At 62.5% G+C, this 13,969-nt stretch carries 14 protein-coding genes; 6 read left to right on the top strand and 8 right to left on the bottom strand.

The genetic code is table 11. The features are described 5' to 3' along the window. Positions 1-57 precede the first annotated feature (57 nt). Genes FQ320_RS12425 through mmsB form a run of 3 tightly spaced genes read left to right on the top strand, consistent with a single transcriptional unit; the run spans position 58 to position 3,526 of the window. On the top strand, positions 58-1,554 hold the full coding sequence (locus tag FQ320_RS12425; protein ID WP_148472688.1) for a CoA-acylating methylmalonate-semialdehyde dehydrogenase: 1,497 nt from the start codon (positions 58-60) through the stop codon (positions 1,552-1,554). Positions 1,555-1,613: 59 nt separating this feature from the next. Beyond that, a complete protein-coding gene (locus FQ320_RS12420; protein WP_148472686.1) occupies positions 1,614-2,654 on the top strand; it encodes an enoyl-CoA hydratase/isomerase family protein in 1,041 nt (346 codons plus the stop codon). After that, entirely contained in the window at positions 2,651-3,526 is an 876-nt protein-coding gene (gene mmsB, locus FQ320_RS12415) for a 3-hydroxyisobutyrate dehydrogenase (RefSeq protein WP_148472684.1), read from the top strand. Before FQ320_RS12420 ends, mmsB begins: the two co-directional genes overlap by 4 nt. Positions 3,527-3,581: 55 nt before the next feature. Here the strand turns inward: mmsB and FQ320_RS12410 are convergent, their stop codons facing one another. The 7 genes from FQ320_RS12410 to FQ320_RS12385 form a co-directional block, all read right to left on the bottom strand. Further along, entirely contained in the window at positions 3,582-4,178 is a 597-nt protein-coding gene (locus tag FQ320_RS12410) for a superoxide dismutase (RefSeq protein ID WP_148472682.1), read from the bottom strand. A gap of 110 nt (positions 4,179-4,288) precedes the next feature. Further along, positions 4,289-4,861 (bottom strand): sarcosine oxidase subunit gamma, encoded by a 573-nt coding sequence (locus FQ320_RS12405; protein ID WP_148472680.1) that lies wholly within the window; start codon positions 4,859-4,861, stop codon positions 4,289-4,291. After that, the gene (locus FQ320_RS12400) at positions 4,854-7,844 is read right to left on the bottom strand and encodes a sarcosine oxidase subunit alpha family protein (RefSeq protein WP_148472678.1); all 2,991 of its coding nucleotides are present in this window, start codon (positions 7,842-7,844) and stop codon (positions 4,854-4,856) included. The genes FQ320_RS12405 and FQ320_RS12400 overlap by 8 nt, the downstream gene beginning before the upstream one ends. After that, the gene (locus FQ320_RS12395) at positions 7,841-8,230 is read right to left on the bottom strand and encodes a sarcosine oxidase subunit delta (protein ID WP_148472676.1); all 390 of its coding nucleotides are present in this window, start codon (positions 8,228-8,230) and stop codon (positions 7,841-7,843) included. Before FQ320_RS12395 ends, FQ320_RS12400 begins: the two co-directional genes overlap by 4 nt. 75 nt (positions 8,231-8,305) lie before the next feature. Continuing rightward, on the bottom strand, positions 8,306-8,578 hold the full coding sequence (locus FQ320_RS12390; RefSeq protein WP_148472674.1) for a hypothetical protein: 273 nt from the start codon (positions 8,576-8,578) through the stop codon (positions 8,306-8,308). Between the two features lie 228 nt (positions 8,579-8,806). After that, positions 8,807-8,950 carry a hypothetical protein gene (locus FQ320_RS25660; RefSeq protein WP_187393883.1) on the bottom strand — a complete coding sequence of 48 codons (144 nt, stop codon included), beginning with the start codon at positions 8,948-8,950 and terminating at the stop codon, positions 8,807-8,809. Between the two features lie 181 nt (positions 8,951-9,131). Then, positions 9,132-10,376: a sarcosine oxidase subunit beta family protein gene (locus FQ320_RS12385; protein ID WP_148472672.1), complete on the bottom strand. Its 1,245-nt coding sequence runs from the start codon at positions 10,374-10,376 to the stop codon at positions 9,132-9,134. Positions 10,377-10,676: 300 nt separating this feature from the next. Here FQ320_RS12385 and ccmI point away from each other — a divergent pair, with 300 nt between their 5' ends. The 3 genes from ccmI to FQ320_RS12370 are packed head-to-tail and all read left to right on the top strand — an operon-like array spanning position 10,677 to position 12,642. Next, entirely contained in the window at positions 10,677-11,915 is a 1,239-nt protein-coding gene (ccmI, locus tag FQ320_RS12380) for a c-type cytochrome biogenesis protein CcmI (RefSeq protein WP_148472670.1), read from the top strand. Beyond that, on the top strand, positions 11,912-12,391 hold the full coding sequence (ruvX, locus tag FQ320_RS12375) for a Holliday junction resolvase RuvX (protein WP_148472668.1): 480 nt from the start codon (positions 11,912-11,914) through the stop codon (positions 12,389-12,391). The genes ccmI and ruvX overlap by 4 nt, the downstream gene beginning before the upstream one ends. A gap of 20 nt (positions 12,392-12,411) precedes the next feature. After that, positions 12,412-12,642, top strand: a complete 231-nt coding sequence (locus FQ320_RS12370) for a DUF1289 domain-containing protein (RefSeq protein WP_255509483.1) — start codon at positions 12,412-12,414, stop codon at positions 12,640-12,642. A 6-nt stretch (positions 12,643-12,648) separates the two neighbouring features. Here FQ320_RS12370 and dusA read toward each other — a convergent pair whose 3' ends face one another. Continuing rightward, positions 12,649-13,677: a tRNA dihydrouridine(20/20a) synthase DusA gene (gene dusA, locus FQ320_RS12365; RefSeq protein ID WP_148472665.1), complete on the bottom strand. Its 1,029-nt coding sequence runs from the start codon at positions 13,675-13,677 to the stop codon at positions 12,649-12,651. Between the last annotated feature and the right edge of the window lie 292 nt (positions 13,678-13,969).

The raw sequence follows: 13,969 nt of genomic DNA, 5'->3' as shown, positions 1-13,969 counted from the left end.
CTTTTCCCCGGGCACGCGCAACCCTAGACTGCCGCTAGCTCACAATCGGAGGATACTATGGAAACCCTGTCTCACTGGATTTCAGGTGCTCACGTCAAAGGCGGCGACCGCCACGCTGACGTTTTCAACCCCGCCACCGGCGAAGTTCAGGCAAAGGTGCCGCTCGCCAGCAAGGCCGAGGTCGACGCCGCCATCGCTGCGGCGGCTGCGGCGCAACCTGCATGGGGCGCGACAAACCCGCAACGCCGCGCCCGGGTGATGATGGAGTTCGTGCGCCTGTTGAACCGCGACATGGACAAGCTGGCCGAGGCTCTGTCGCGCGAACACGGCAAGACGATCCCCGATGCCAAGGGCGATGTTCAGCGCGGGCTTGAAGTGATTGAGTTCTGCATCGGCGCGCCACATCTGCTGAAGGGTGAATTCACCGACAGCGCTGGCCCCGGAATCGACATGTACTCCCTTCGCCAACCTCTTGGTGTCGTTGCAGGAATCACGCCGTTCAACTTTCCCGCAATGATCCCGCTCTGGAAAATGGGCCCCGCCCTGTCCTGTGGCAACGCGTTCATTCTGAAACCGTCCGAGCGTGACCCATCCGTCCCGCTGATGCTGGCCGAATTGCTGAAAGAGGCAGGATTGCCCGACGGCATCCTGCAAGTGGTGAACGGTGACAAAGAGGCGGTGGACGCCATTCTGGACAACGAAACCATTCAGGCGGTGGGCTTTGTCGGCTCGACCCCGATTGCGCAATATATCTATGCCCGGGGCTGTGCGAACGGTAAGCGCGTTCAGTGTTTCGGCGGCGCGAAGAACCACATGATCATCATGCCTGACGCCGACATGGACAAGGCCGCAGATGCGCTGATCGGTGCAGGTTACGGCGCTGCCGGCGAACGCTGCATGGCGATCTCGGTCGCGGTTCCGGTGGGCGACGCGACGGCGGATGCGCTGATCGAACGGCTGATCCCACGGATCGAAAAGCTGAAGGTCGGCCCCTATACCGCTGGCGATGATGTAGATTATGGCCCGGTCGTCACTGCCGCCGCCAAGGCCAACATCGAAAAACTGGTGCAATCGGGTATCGATCAAGGCGCGAAACTGGTGGTGGACGGGCGGAATTTCAGCCTGCAGGGCTATGAAGAAGGATTTTTCGTCGGCCCGCACCTTTTCGACCATGTGACCACGGAAATGGACATCTACCGCAAGGAAATCTTCGGCCCGGTGCTGTCGACCGTGCGTGCGCAAACCTATGAAGAAGCCTTGGGTTACGCGATGGACCACGAATATGGCAACGGCACCGCGATCTTTACCCGCGATGGCGACACGGCGCGCGATTTCGCGGCCCGGATCAACGTCGGGATGGTCGGGATCAACGTGCCGATCCCCGTGCCGCTGGCCTATCACACCTTTGGTGGTTGGAAGAAATCCGGATTTGGCGACCTGAATCAGCACGGGCCGGATTCATTCCGGTTCTATACCCGGACGAAAACCGTGACCGCGCGCTGGCCCTCGGGCATTCGTGAAGGCGGAGAGTTCAACTTCAAGGCAATGGACTGACAAAAACGCGGGGTGCTCCAAACGGGGCACCCCGACATCACCCACAGAAAGGGCCCGGGTTGGGCGACATTGATATCCACATTGCAGGCCGTGTCGGACGGATCACCCTGAACCGGCCACAAGCTCTGAACGCGCTGACCTATGACATGGTGCAAGCCGTGGATGAGGCGCTGATCGCTTGGGCCGGTGACGATAGGGTTGCCATGGTCGTGATCGACGGCGCAGGCGACAAGGCTTTCTGCGCAGGCGGCGACATCGCCGAGATGTATGCAAGCGGACGGGCGGGGGATTACGCCTATGGTCGACGCTTCTGGCGCGATGAATATGCGATGAATGCGCGTCTGGCGCGATTCCCCAAACCTGTGGTCAGTTTCCTGCATGGGTTCACCATGGGCGGCGGGGTCGGCCTTGGATGCCACGCCAGCCACCGTATCGTCTGTGAGACCTCACGCATTGCCATGCCGGAATGCGGTATCGGGCTGGTGCCTGATGTCGGTGGGTCGCTGTTGCTGGCGCGGGCACCCGGGCGACTGGGCGAATATCTGGGAACGACTGCGACACGGATGACGGCGGCGGATGCGATATATGCCGGATTTTCAGATTACTTTATCCCGGCAGATGACTGGCCCGACCTGATCGCGCAGCTTGAGGCGGCGGGCGATCCTATGGCGATTGAAAAGGCTGCGCGTGCGCCCGGCGACAGCACGCTTGCGACTGATGCCGCCCAGATTAACCAACTGTTTGCAGCCGAGCGGGTGCAGGACATCCTGAATGCGCTTGCCGCAACCCAAACCGATCTTGCCCATAAGTGCACCGAAGCTCTGGCGCGGGTTTCACCGCTGTCGGCGGCGGCGGCACTGATGCTGGTGCGGCGGGTGCGTGGGCTGGACACCATCGGTCACGCGCTTGAAATGGAGTACCGTTTCACCCACCGTGCGATGGAGCATGGCGATTTTCTGGAAGGTATCCGTGCGGCGATCATCGACCGCGACCGGCTTCCGCAGTGGCGCTTTACGGATCACATCGCAGCGCATGAGGCAGCCCGCGCGATGCTGCGGCCATTGGGTGACGCATCCTTGAAACTGGAGGGACGGGCATGAAGATCGGGTTTATCGGACTGGGAAACATGGGCGCTCCCATGGCGCGAATTCTTGCGCAGGCAGGGCATGACGTGACCGGATACGATGTGGCCGGGGTGACTGTGGACAGTGTCGCAGAGGCCACCGATATCGCGGCAACGGCAGATCAGGCCGATGTTGTGATCACCATGCTGCCGAACGGCGCGATCCTGAGCGATGTGGCGGCTGTGTTGCATCCGGCGATGACTCGCGGGGCCGTGCATCTGGATTGCTCGACCGTCGATGTGGAAAGCGCACAGGCCGTGGACGCATCGGCGCGCGATGCCGGGCTGGCCGCGCTTGACGCACCGGTGTCGGGCGGGGTTGGCGGCGCGGCGGCGGGCACGCTGACCTTCATGATCGGTGGCGATTTGGCCGCCGTTGAAACCTGCGGTCCGCTGTTTGATGCCATGGGATCACGGGCGGTACATTGCGGCGCAGCGGGCATGGGTCAGGCGGCCAAGATCTGTAACAACATGATCCTTGGCGTCACGATGATCGCCACCTGCGAGGCATTCGCGCTGGCCGACAAGCTGGGGCTGGGGCGACAGGCGATGTTCGATGTGGTTTCCACATCCTCGGGGTCATCCTGGTCGATGAATACCTATTGCCCAGCGCCGGGCATCGGGCCCAAGTCACCGTCCGACAACGGCTATGTCCCGGGATTTACTGCCGATCTGATGCTCAAGGATCTGCGGCTCAGCCAACAAGCGGCGGTTGCGGTGGATGCCGATACGCCCTTGGGCCATGCGGCACAGGAGCTCTATGCGCGGTTCGTCGAAGACGAAGACGGTGCCGGGCGCGATTTTTCGGCCATGCTGCCGCGGTTTGAATCCCGTCGTCGCGGCGGCTGATCCCAACGAAAAGGGCCGCCCGAAGGGACGGCCCTGATTGTGTTTTCGACAAGAATTACATGCGCGAAGCGACGTTTTCCCAGTTGACCAGATTGTCGAGGAAGTTGGTCAGATAAGCAGGGCGCTTGTTGCGGAAGTCGATGTAGTAGGAATGCTCCCACACATCGCAACCAAGCAGAGCGGTCTGGCCAAAGCAGACCGGATTCACGCCATTCTCGGTCTTGGTGATCTTCAGCTTGCCACCGTCCTTGACCAGCCATGCCCAGCCCGATCCGAACTGACCGGCACCGGCGGCCGAGAATTCTTCCTTGAACTTGTCGACCGAACCAAAGCTGTCGTTCAGCGCCTTTTCAAGCTCGGAAGGCATCGCGGATTTGCCGGGGCTCATCATTTCCCAGAACTGGTTATGGTTCCACAGCTGGCTGATGTTGTTGAAGATACCATTCTGGGCGACAGCGTTCTTGTCATAGGTGCCCTTGATGATCTCTTCCAGCGACTTGCCGTCCCACTCGGTCCCGGCGATGGCTTTGTTGCCATTGTCGACATAGGCCTTGTGGTGAATGTCGTGGTGGTATTCCAGCGTCTCTTTGCTCATGCCGTTGCCGGCCAGAGCGTCGTGCGCATAAGGAAGATCAGGAAGTTCGAATGCCATGGTGGCCCCCTTCAGGTTCTATGTCATAGGATACCCGATACCTGTGCCAGCATCGGCACGGCGTCAAGGCTCATCTGGTCAACGGGGTGTGGCGGAGGGAGGTTCCGCAATCAGGTGCGAAACAATCCGACCTCGCCGCCCGGGCGCGCCGCGTTGGCCAAAAGATCAAAGACATACTGCGCCACAGACCGAAAGCAGATGATTTCAACCGTTTCCGCGTCGCGCAGGTAAAAAGCGGCCGGCACCTGCCCCAACCGTGTGCGCCGCAGCTGGCCGGAGCTCAGCATGGCAGGCGACACGTCGGCGGGCGTCAGTTTTGCCAGAACCTCGCGCAGCAGTGGGCCGGTCACGCGAAACACCGCCCGGGCGTCCGAAACGTCAACGGCCAGATGATGCGAAGCGGCAAGCGCCGAGGCGATATCAGCCAGCGCGCCCGACACCGCGTCATAGGGCAGCAGCAGCAGCAATTCGTCAGGCGACATCCAGCAACAGGCGGTATAGCCGGTCACCACCACGCCGCCCCGGCTGGGTATGTCGCCCGCGGTCAGCCCGGAGATGACATCGCGCAGCCGCTGCGACAACAGATCGCCACGCAGGGTGATCATCCCCTGGGGGCCGATCTCTTGAACCGCAACATATCCGTCGTATCGCGCATGGTTCAGGGCGGTCACCGGATCAGACATTCTGTTTCGCTCCGTCCTTGTCGAAAAACACCGGGTCGACGATCTGCGCCCCTGTCACCGTGCCATCCAGTTGGGCAAACTCAATCACCTCACCCATCCGGTCAGGGCCATTCAAAACCAGCCCCATCGCGATCCCCTTGCCAAGGGTCGGCGAATGATAGGTCGAAGTGACCCGCCCCTGCACATTCTTCTGGCCATTGGAATTTGTCCCCCCCGAGCAGGCATAAGCGCCATCGGGAAGCACCGAACCATCCGTGGTTTCCAGACCGACCAGTTTCCACCGCCCCGGATCGGTCATATGCGGGCGTTGCTGGGCCCGCTTGCCCAGATAGTCGGCTTTCTTCTTCGAAATCGCCCAGTTAAGGCCCAGATCCTGCGGTATCACCGTGCCGTCGGTTTCATCGCCGATCATGATGAACCCTTTTTCGGCGCGCAGGATATGCAGCGCCTCGGTGCCGTAGGGCGTTGCGCCAAATTCTGCACCCGCGTCGCGCAACGCGTCCCACAAGGCACGCCCCTGCCCCGCAGCCACGGCAATTTCATAGGACAACTCGCCCGAGAACGAGATGCGGAAGGCCCGCACCGGAAGATCGGCCAGCCTGCCCTCGGCCCATTGCATGAACGGCAGCGCGTCTTTTGAGACGTCCAACCCGCCCAGTTTCTCCAGCACCCGCCGCGCATTCGGCCCGACCACGGCGATCTGCGCGTATTGTTCGGTGACATTGGCGGTAAACACCTGCCAATCCCACCATTCGGTCTGCAGCCATTCCTCCATATGCCCATGGATGGTTTCCGCGCCGCCGGTGGTGGTGTGGCACAGCCATGTGTCATCGTCGATCCGCGCGACCACGCCATCGTCGATGAGGAACCCGTTCTCGCTGCACATCAGCCCGTATCGGCATTTACCGGGGGCCAGATTCGACATCATGTTGGTGTACATCATGTCCAGAAACCGCCCGGCATCCGGGCCTTTGACGACGATCTTGCCCAGCGTCGAGGCGTCCAGCAGCCCGAGTGATGCGCGCACCGCCAAGACCTCGCGCTGCACCGCACCTTCGGTTGTTTCACCGCTTTGGCGGTAACAATAGGGCCGGCGCCAATGGCCCACTGGCTCCCACTCGGCGCCGTTGGCTTCGTGCCAGTCGTGCAGGGGGGTGCGGCGCAACGGCTGGAAGATATCGCCGCGCGCATCGCCGCCAATGGACCCCATGGAAATCGGCGTATAGGGCGGGCGGAACGTGGTGGTGCCGACCGAGGGAATATCCGAGGACCGGGCGTTCGCCAGCACGGCAAGACCGTTGATATTGCTCAGCTTGCCCTGATCCGTCGCCATGCCAAGTGTTGTATAGCGCTTGGCGTGTTCGACGGATTCGAACCCCTCCTGTGCGGCCAGTTGCACATCCGTCACCTTCACATCGTTCTGGAAATCCAGCCATGCCTTTGACCGCAGCCCATAGGGCGCACCGTCAGGCATGATCCAGACCGGGCGGATCGGCGCGGTGTCTTGTGCATCGGCGCTCGCCGCTTGGCCACTGCCGCCCAGCGCCATCGCCGCATCGTGGCCCGAGGCAAGAACATCGCCCACTGCCATCGCGCCCGCAGCGCACCCCACGGCGCTGACAAAGGGCGCACCGTCAGCCCCGGTGGGCGCGCGGGAGGGGTCGGGGTGGAACTGTGCCGCGCCTTCGTCCCAGCTCAGTTTGCCGCCGCAATGCGACCACAGATGCACGACCGGCGACCAGCCGCCCGACATCGCCACCACATCGCAAGGCAGCGTTTCCGTCACCGTGCCGCCGCCCGCCATCCGGCACAAGGCAACCCCGGTGACATGACGTCGCCCGACAACCCTGGCGATCCCCATGCCGTTTTCCACCCGGATGCCCGCCGCCCGCGCCTGCGCCGCCAAGGCGCCGCCACCCATGGGCCGCGCATCGACGATGACAGGCACGTCCAGCCCAGCCGCCCGGACCGCCAGCGCGGTGCGATAGGCGTCGTCGTTGTTGGTGACCACGACCACCCGGTCGCCGGGCGACACGGCGAAATCCGAGATATAGTCGCGCACGGCAGACGCCAGCATGACCCCCGGAAGATCGTTTGCAGCAAAGGACAGCGGGCGCTCGACCGCGCCCGTGGCGATCACGATATGCCCGGCGCGGATCCGCCACAGCCGGTGACGCGGTGCATCGGTTTGCGGCGCGTGATCGGTGACAAGTTCGTATCCGGTCAGATATCCGTGGTCATACACCCCCGCCGCCATGCAGCGCAGGCGCAGCGTTACATTGTCCATCGCCGACAGCGCGGCAACGGTTGCTTTGACCCATTCCGCGGCGTCCCGCCCGTCGATCACCGCACCATCCACCGGCGCACGCCCGCCCCAATGAGCGGTCTGTTCCATCACCAGCACGGATTTACCGGACGACGCAGCGGTCTTTGCCGCCTGCAATCCGGCAATTCCGCCGCCCACGATCACCAGATCGTAATGTGCGTACAGATGTTCATACCGATCCGCGTCAGGCTCGGTCGGAGCCATTCCCAAACCGGCGGACTTGCGGATGAACGGTTCATAGACGTGTTTCCAGAACGGGCGCGGATGGATGAACATCTTGTAGTAGAACCCGGCAGGCAGGAACCGCGCCAGATGGGTGTTCACCGCACCAATGTCGAATTCCAGACTCGGCCAGTGGTTTTGTGATCTCGCAGTCAGCCCGTCGAACAGTTCGGTCGTCGTTGCCCGCTGGTTCGGCTCGAACCGAGCACCCTGCCCCATATTGACCAGTGCGTTCGGCTCTTCCGCACCCGAAGCAACGATGCCCCGGGGGCGGTGATATTTGAACGACCGGCCCACAAGGGTCTGACCGTTGGCAAGCAGCGCCGAGGCAAGCGTATCGCCGTGAAAGCCCGACATGGACCGGCCATTGAATTGGAAACGAACCGGGCGGGTGCGGTCGATCAGACGTCCCCCATTGGCAAGCCGGGTGCTCATGAGCTTGGCCCTTTGGCGAAAGTGTCGGCGGCAGGCTGCGGCGGCAAAACGACCTCGCCGCCAGTTTTCCCTGTCAACGCCTCGGGACGTTTCGCCGCGATCCTGTCCAGCAGCTCCCGCGGCGGTTCGGCGGTCTGCGCGGTGTAAGTGCCGAAAACCTCGTGAGTGATGGTGCAACGGGCGGCGTGGAACCATTTGCCGCACCCCATGGAATGCCGCCACCGTTCGAAATGCACGCCGCGCGGGTTTGAACGCAGAAACAGATATCCCTCGAAATCATCCTCGGAGGCGTCAGGACCGAAGCGTTCGAGATGCGCCTGCCCGCCGGGATGAAGCTCGGTTTCGTCAGCGGCTATGCCGCAGTTGGGACAGGTGAGAATCAGCATGGGAAGGGTCCAGATAACAAAAGGCGGACGCCGTGTGGCGCCCGCCTTTTAAGACGTTGAAAAAGTGGAACGGCGTCAGTTGGCGCTGTCAGCCGCAGGTGGAGCAATCTCGGCTGCGGGCGGCGTTGCCTCGGCCGCTGGCGCGTCGGTAGCTGGCATTTCGACGTTGACGTTGGTGTTGCCGCCATCGCCCACGCCACCCCCGTTTCCGTCGAAGCCGCCGTAAAGGAAAAAGCCAACAATCGCGATTGCCACGACGACCCCCCCGAGAATGAAGGCGAATCCACTGATCCCGCTTTTTTCACGAACATGGGTTTCACGAACGGTTGTATTTGTATTGTCAGGCATTTCGCCCACTCCTTGCATTGATGCGTTAACCGCTCAACAAGCAAGGAGCCATACGGGTTCCATCGTCCTGATAACGCGCCCCAATATCGCGCAATTTTCCGCCGATGCAGCGCACCCGGCACGACCGGCAGCGCCTGCGAGGCAAATCTGTTGCCCGATGAACAGACAACAGCCACAGGCCGGGCACCGTCAGGGCCCGACCTTTTCTGCATTCCGGCCCGAGCGCGATCAGTTGCTGGGGGCGGCAGGCGTTTCGGTCGCGGCCGGCTCGACCACGGCGGGTTCAACGGCGGGTGTGCCCATCGAGACATACCAGACAACGCCGATGACAAGAATTGCGACAACGATATAGATGATGGTTTTGCTCGACATGAGGGGGCCTTTCGGGGTCGGGTGTCTGTACTCTTTCCGAGATAATCTATCCCACGCCCTTCGGATAAAGACCTGTCAGCCGTACTGAAAATAGGCTGGAAACCGCCCAATCCGACCTTGCAGACTCGCGCAAAACCGCGCGGCATAAAAATAACGCGCGCCGCCGGGATCGCCGTCATATTCAATGCGCCACACCTGCGGCAACGGATTCGTCGATGAACCGCCCTTCGCGAAACCGCGACAGGCTGAACGGATCAGCAAGCGGCGACGCCCCCGTCGCCATCAACTCGGCCATCGCCCAGCCGGAACCCGGAATCGCCTTGAACCCGCCCGTACCCCAGCCACAGTTGACGAACACGCCATCCACCGGCGTTTTCGACAGGATCGGCGAGCGGTCGCCCGTCATGTCGACGATCCCGCCCCACTGGCGCAGCATCTTCAGCCGGGAAATCATCGGGAATGTTTCGATCAGAGCGCGCACGGTTTCCTCGATATGGTGGAAACTGCCCCTCTGGGTATAGTTGTTGTAACCGTCCGCACCGCCGCCGATCACCATTTCGCCCTTGTCGGACTGCGACATGTAACCGTGCACCGTGTTGGCCATGACAACCACATCCATGCAAGGTTTGATCGGCTCGCTGACCAGCGCCTGAAGCGCGACAGATTCCAGCGGCAGACGAAACCCCGCCATTTCCGCCAGAACGCCGGAATGCCCGGCAACGACAATGCCGAGCCGGTCACAGGAGATGTCGCCTTTTGTGGTGCCGACGCCGGTCACCTTGCCGTTCTCGCGGCGGATCGACTGCACCTCGCATTGCTGGATGATATCCATGCCCATGTCGCTGCAGGCGCGGGCGTAGCCCCATGCCACCGCGTCATGGCGCGCAGTGCCGCCGCGCGGTTGCCACAACGCACCCAACACCGGATAGCGCGGCCCGCCGATCTCCATGATCGGGCACAGCTCCTTGACCCGCGCCGGCGTGATGAACTCGGTCGTCACCCCCTGCAGTGCATTGGCGTGGGCGGTGCGTTTGAATCCCCGAACCTCGTGCTGGGTCTGGGCCAGCATCATCACGCCCCGGGGGCTGAACATCACGTTGTAATTGATGTCCTGACTCATGGTTTCATACAGGCTGCGCGATTTTTCATAGATCGCGGCGGATGGATCCTGAAGGTAATTTGAGCGGATGATCGTGGTGTTGCGCCCGGTGTTGCCACCACCCAGCCACCCCTTTTCGATCACCGCCACATTGCGGATGCCATGATTTTTGCCAAGCCAATATGCGGTGGCCAACCCGTGGCCCCCGGCACCGACAATGATCGTGTCATATTTCTTCTTTGGTTCCGGCGATCTCCAGGCGCGTTCCCAACCGGTGTGGTGACGCAGCGCCTCGCGGGCGACGGCAAAGACGGAATAGCGTTTCAACGGCATCCCCCCGGGACTGTGATCGCGTTACAAACCATGCACGGTAAGGCCCGCTTTATCGGATCAATATCATCACAGGGCAGTGGAGGGAACGGCACCTGCCCGCTGTTTTGCGACATGGGCGGCGGTCCGGCGCGATTTGCATCGCTCCCGGAGCTGTGTTGCTGGCAGGCTAGGCGGGAATTTCAAACCGTTCATAGCTCCGCCAATCACAGATCCGTGCCCCATGCGGCGCGTTGTCGCGCGGCGCTGGTCATCGGCGGCGAATGGCGGCACATAGGGTTCAACACAGGGGGTGCGATGTTCTGGGCAGTTGCGATATTGGTGGCGGGAGCCGTGGCGGCATTGATTGTTCTTGCCTTGTTGGGGCGCGGACAGGACACGCCTGCCGCTGCCTCGGACGTGCAGGTTTACCGCGACCAACTCGATGAGGTCGAGCGTGATCTGGCCAAGGGTATCATTCCCACGGACGAGGCCGACCGCCTGCGCACCGAGGTTTCGCGCCGCCTGATCGAAGCGGCCAAACATGCCGATGCCGCCGAACCTGTCGCAACCGCCCCGAAAGGCGTGACCCGGGTGGTGGCGCTGCTGTCGGTGCTGGTGGTGGTCGGAGGCGCGCTGGGCGTCTACGGCTGGCTGGGCGCACCCGGTTATTCCGACCTTTCAATGGCCACCCGGATCGAAATGGCCGACCGCGCCCGCGCAACCCGCCCCTCACAAGAGATCGCCGAGGAACAGGCCGCTGCGGCCCTGCAAGAGCAGCCCAAACCCACACCAGACCCGGCCTTTGGCGCGCTGATGGAGCGGCTGCGCATGGCGATGGAGCAGCGCCCTGATGACATTCAGGGGTTCCGCCTGCTGGCCCGGAACGAGGCGGGCCTCGGCAACTTCACCGCCGCCGCCCGGGCGCAGACACGCCTTGTCACGCTTCTGGACGACAAGGCGACGGCCAGTGATTTCGGCGACAAGGCCGAATATCTGGTGTTCGCGGCAGGTGGCTATGTCTCGCCCGAGGCTGAAACGGCGCTGGTTCGTGCGCTGAACCTTGACGGCGGCAACGGACGGGCGCGGTATTATTCCGCCCTGCTCTATTCTCAGACCGGTCGCCCCGATCTGGCCTTTCGCCTGTGGCGCGACCTGCTTGAAGCCGGTCCCGAGGATGCGCCATGGATCGCCCCGATCCGCGCGCAGATCGACCGCACGGCAGCACTGGCCGGAGTGCGATACGATGTGCCCGAACCTGCCTTAGACCCCGCTTTTGAACCTGGCCCCTCAGCCGAAGACGTTGAAAACGCTGCCGGGATGGCGCCCGATGACCGTGACGCGATGATCCGTGGCATGGTCTCCGGACTTGCCGACCGTCTGGCGCGCGAAGGCGGCCCGGCGACAGACTGGGCGCGGTTGATTTCGGCCTACGGTGTGCTGGGTGAAACCGAAACCGCCGCCGCCATCCTGTCGGAAGCGCGGGAAACCTTTAAAGCCGATGATACCGCAATGGCCGCACTGCGCGATGCCGCCAGCCGGGCGGGGCTGGAATGATCTGCGCCGATATCCACATCTTTGCCGCCGCCCTGCCCCGTTACGGAGCCATCGCCGGGCTTGACCTTGGCACGGTTACTCTGGGCGTGGCAGTGTCGGACGTGATGCGTTCCATCGCCACGCCGCTGGAAACCATCCGGCGCAAGAAATTCACTCAGGACGCCGAGCAGTTGCTGAAGATCGTTCAGGGGCGCGACCTGAAAGGTCTGGTGCTGGGTCTGCCGCTGAACATGGATGGCTCCGAAGGGCCGCGCGTACAGTCCACCCGCGCATTCGCCCGCAATCTGGAACGGCTGACCGACCTGCCCATCGGGTTCTGGGATGAACGCCTGTCCACGGTCGCCGCCGAACGGGCACTGATCGAGGCGGATACGTCCCGAAAACGTCGCGCCGAGGTCATAGATCATGTCGCGGCTGGGTATATCCTTCAGGGAGCGCTGGATCGGCTGGCGAATCTTGCTGCGGGACGACCATGAAAGATACGGATGACCTTTGGATGCGCGATGAAATCGAATCCCCCTGCATAAAGATCTGCATCGTCCACCCGGCCGAGCGGATCTGCACCGGCTGTCTGCGCAGCTTGGACGAAATCGGCAGCTGGTCACGGATGACACCGGAGGAGCGCCGCGCGATCATCGCCGCCCTGCCCGAGCGAGCCGCCTCGCTTAAGCAACGACGCGGGGGTCGCGCTGCGCGATTGGCACGCGCGGGCAAGCAACCGCTGTAAATGAGCTCAGGCGGCCTGCGCCTCTCCGACCGTCTCCAGCGCCGCTTGCAGCACGCCGATCCCCGCGCCGGGGCGATGGGCGTTTTCCGACAATGTCCGCCGCCAATGACGCGCGCCGGGTTGTCCGGCAAACAGGCCCAGCATGTGCCGCGTCACCTGATTCAACCGCCCGCCCGCCGCCAGATGGCTTTCGATATACGGATACATCTCCTCGACGATCTCGGGTGCTGACCGTCCCGGAAGAGGGCTGCCAAAGATCCGCCGGTCGGCATCCAGCAGGATCGAGCAGGGATCGTGATAAGCCGCCCGGCCAATCATCACCCCGTCCAGCCCCCGCGCCAACAGCGACTCGACCTGCTCCAATGTGGTGACGCCGCCGTTCAGCGATATGTGCAAGTCAGGAAACTCACTCTTCATCGCGACCACCAGATCATGATCCAACGGCGGAATATCGCGGTTCTCCTTGGGGCTGAGCCCCTGTAGCCAGGCCTTGCGCGCATGGATCTGCACCCGTCCCACACCGGCATCGCGGACCCGGCGCAGAAAGTCAGGCAACACCTGTTCGGGCTCCTGATCGTCCACGCCGATGCGGCATTTCACGGTGACCGGAATATCCGCCGGAACCGCGGCAATCATCGCCGCCACACAATCGGCCACCCGACCCGGCGTTTCCATTAGAACGGCACCAAAACTGCCCGACTGCACCCGGTCGGACGGGCAACCGCAGTTCAGGTTGATCTCACTATACCCCTCACCCGCACCCATCACCGCCGCCTGCGCAAGCTCCGCTGGATCCGACCCGCCAAGTTGCAGCGCAACCGGCTGCTCCCCGGGCGAAAACGTCAAAAGATGCAGCGCCCCGCCCCGAACCAAAGCCGGCGCCGTCACCATTTCGGTATAGAGCAGCGCCCGACTGGACATCAGCCGATGCAAAGCGCGGCAGTGGCGATCGGTCCAATCCATCATCGGGGCAACGGATAAGCGAGCAGCGTTAGAAATGCTGGGAGTCTTTGTTTTCACTGAGTTCTTTCTCATCCAACAATATGCCGATTCGCGTCGGCTCATGGCGGCTGTCGCGACAGTCGGGACTGCGATGTAAGCCCAATCAGATTATACATAGTGCCATTTTTTCGGGTTCTACCATGGCCTGCCAGAACGCACAAATACTGCTCGTGGCTTGTCACCGCTCGTTTGCACAAACGCTCGGGGAACGCGAATCCACTGTTTGGAGACCGAGCGGACGAAGAAGCCACAGACGTCGAAAGACGCTGCCGGAAAGGTGGTTAAGAACATCCGCCGCAAGACCCGGCAAACCGGTTCAGCTGAG

The organism is Oceaniovalibus sp. ACAM 378 (genome assembly GCF_008085915.1).
Taxonomy (GTDB): Bacteria; Pseudomonadota; Alphaproteobacteria; order Rhodobacterales; family Rhodobacteraceae; genus Oceaniglobus.
This window is presented reverse-complemented; position numbering and strand designations above follow the sequence as displayed.

Coding starts and splice junctions, on each gene's coding strand:
- FQ320_RS12425 (WP_148472688.1), top strand. CDS start 58: ATGGAAACCCTGTCTCACTGGATTTCAGGTGCTCACGTCAAAGGCGGC.
- mmsB (WP_148472684.1), top strand. CDS start 2,651: ATGAAGATCGGGTTTATCGGACTGGGAAACATGGGCGCTCCCATGGCG.
- FQ320_RS12410 (WP_148472682.1), bottom strand. CDS start 4,178: ATGGCATTCGAACTTCCTGATCTTCCTTATGCGCACGACGCTCTGGCC.
- FQ320_RS12405 (WP_148472680.1), bottom strand. CDS start 4,861: ATGTCTGATCCGGTGACCGCCCTGAACCATGCGCGATACGACGGATAT.
- FQ320_RS12400 (WP_148472678.1), bottom strand. CDS start 7,844: ATGAGCACCCGGCTTGCCAATGGGGGACGTCTGATCGACCGCACCCGC.
- FQ320_RS12395 (WP_148472676.1), bottom strand. CDS start 8,230: ATGCTGATTCTCACCTGTCCCAACTGCGGCATAGCCGCTGACGAAACC.
- FQ320_RS12390 (WP_148472674.1), bottom strand. CDS start 8,578: ATGCCTGACAATACAAATACAACCGTTCGTGAAACCCATGTTCGTGAA.
- FQ320_RS25660 (WP_187393883.1), bottom strand. CDS start 8,950: ATGTCGAGCAAAACCATCATCTATATCGTTGTCGCAATTCTTGTCATC.
- ccmI (WP_148472670.1), top strand. CDS start 10,677: ATGTTCTGGGCAGTTGCGATATTGGTGGCGGGAGCCGTGGCGGCATTG.
- ruvX (WP_148472668.1), top strand. CDS start 11,912: ATGATCTGCGCCGATATCCACATCTTTGCCGCCGCCCTGCCCCGTTAC.
- FQ320_RS12370 (WP_255509483.1), top strand. CDS start 12,412: ATGCGCGATGAAATCGAATCCCCCTGCATAAAGATCTGCATCGTCCAC.
- dusA (WP_148472665.1), bottom strand. CDS start 13,677: ATGAGAAAGAACTCAGTGAAAACAAAGACTCCCAGCATTTCTAACGCT.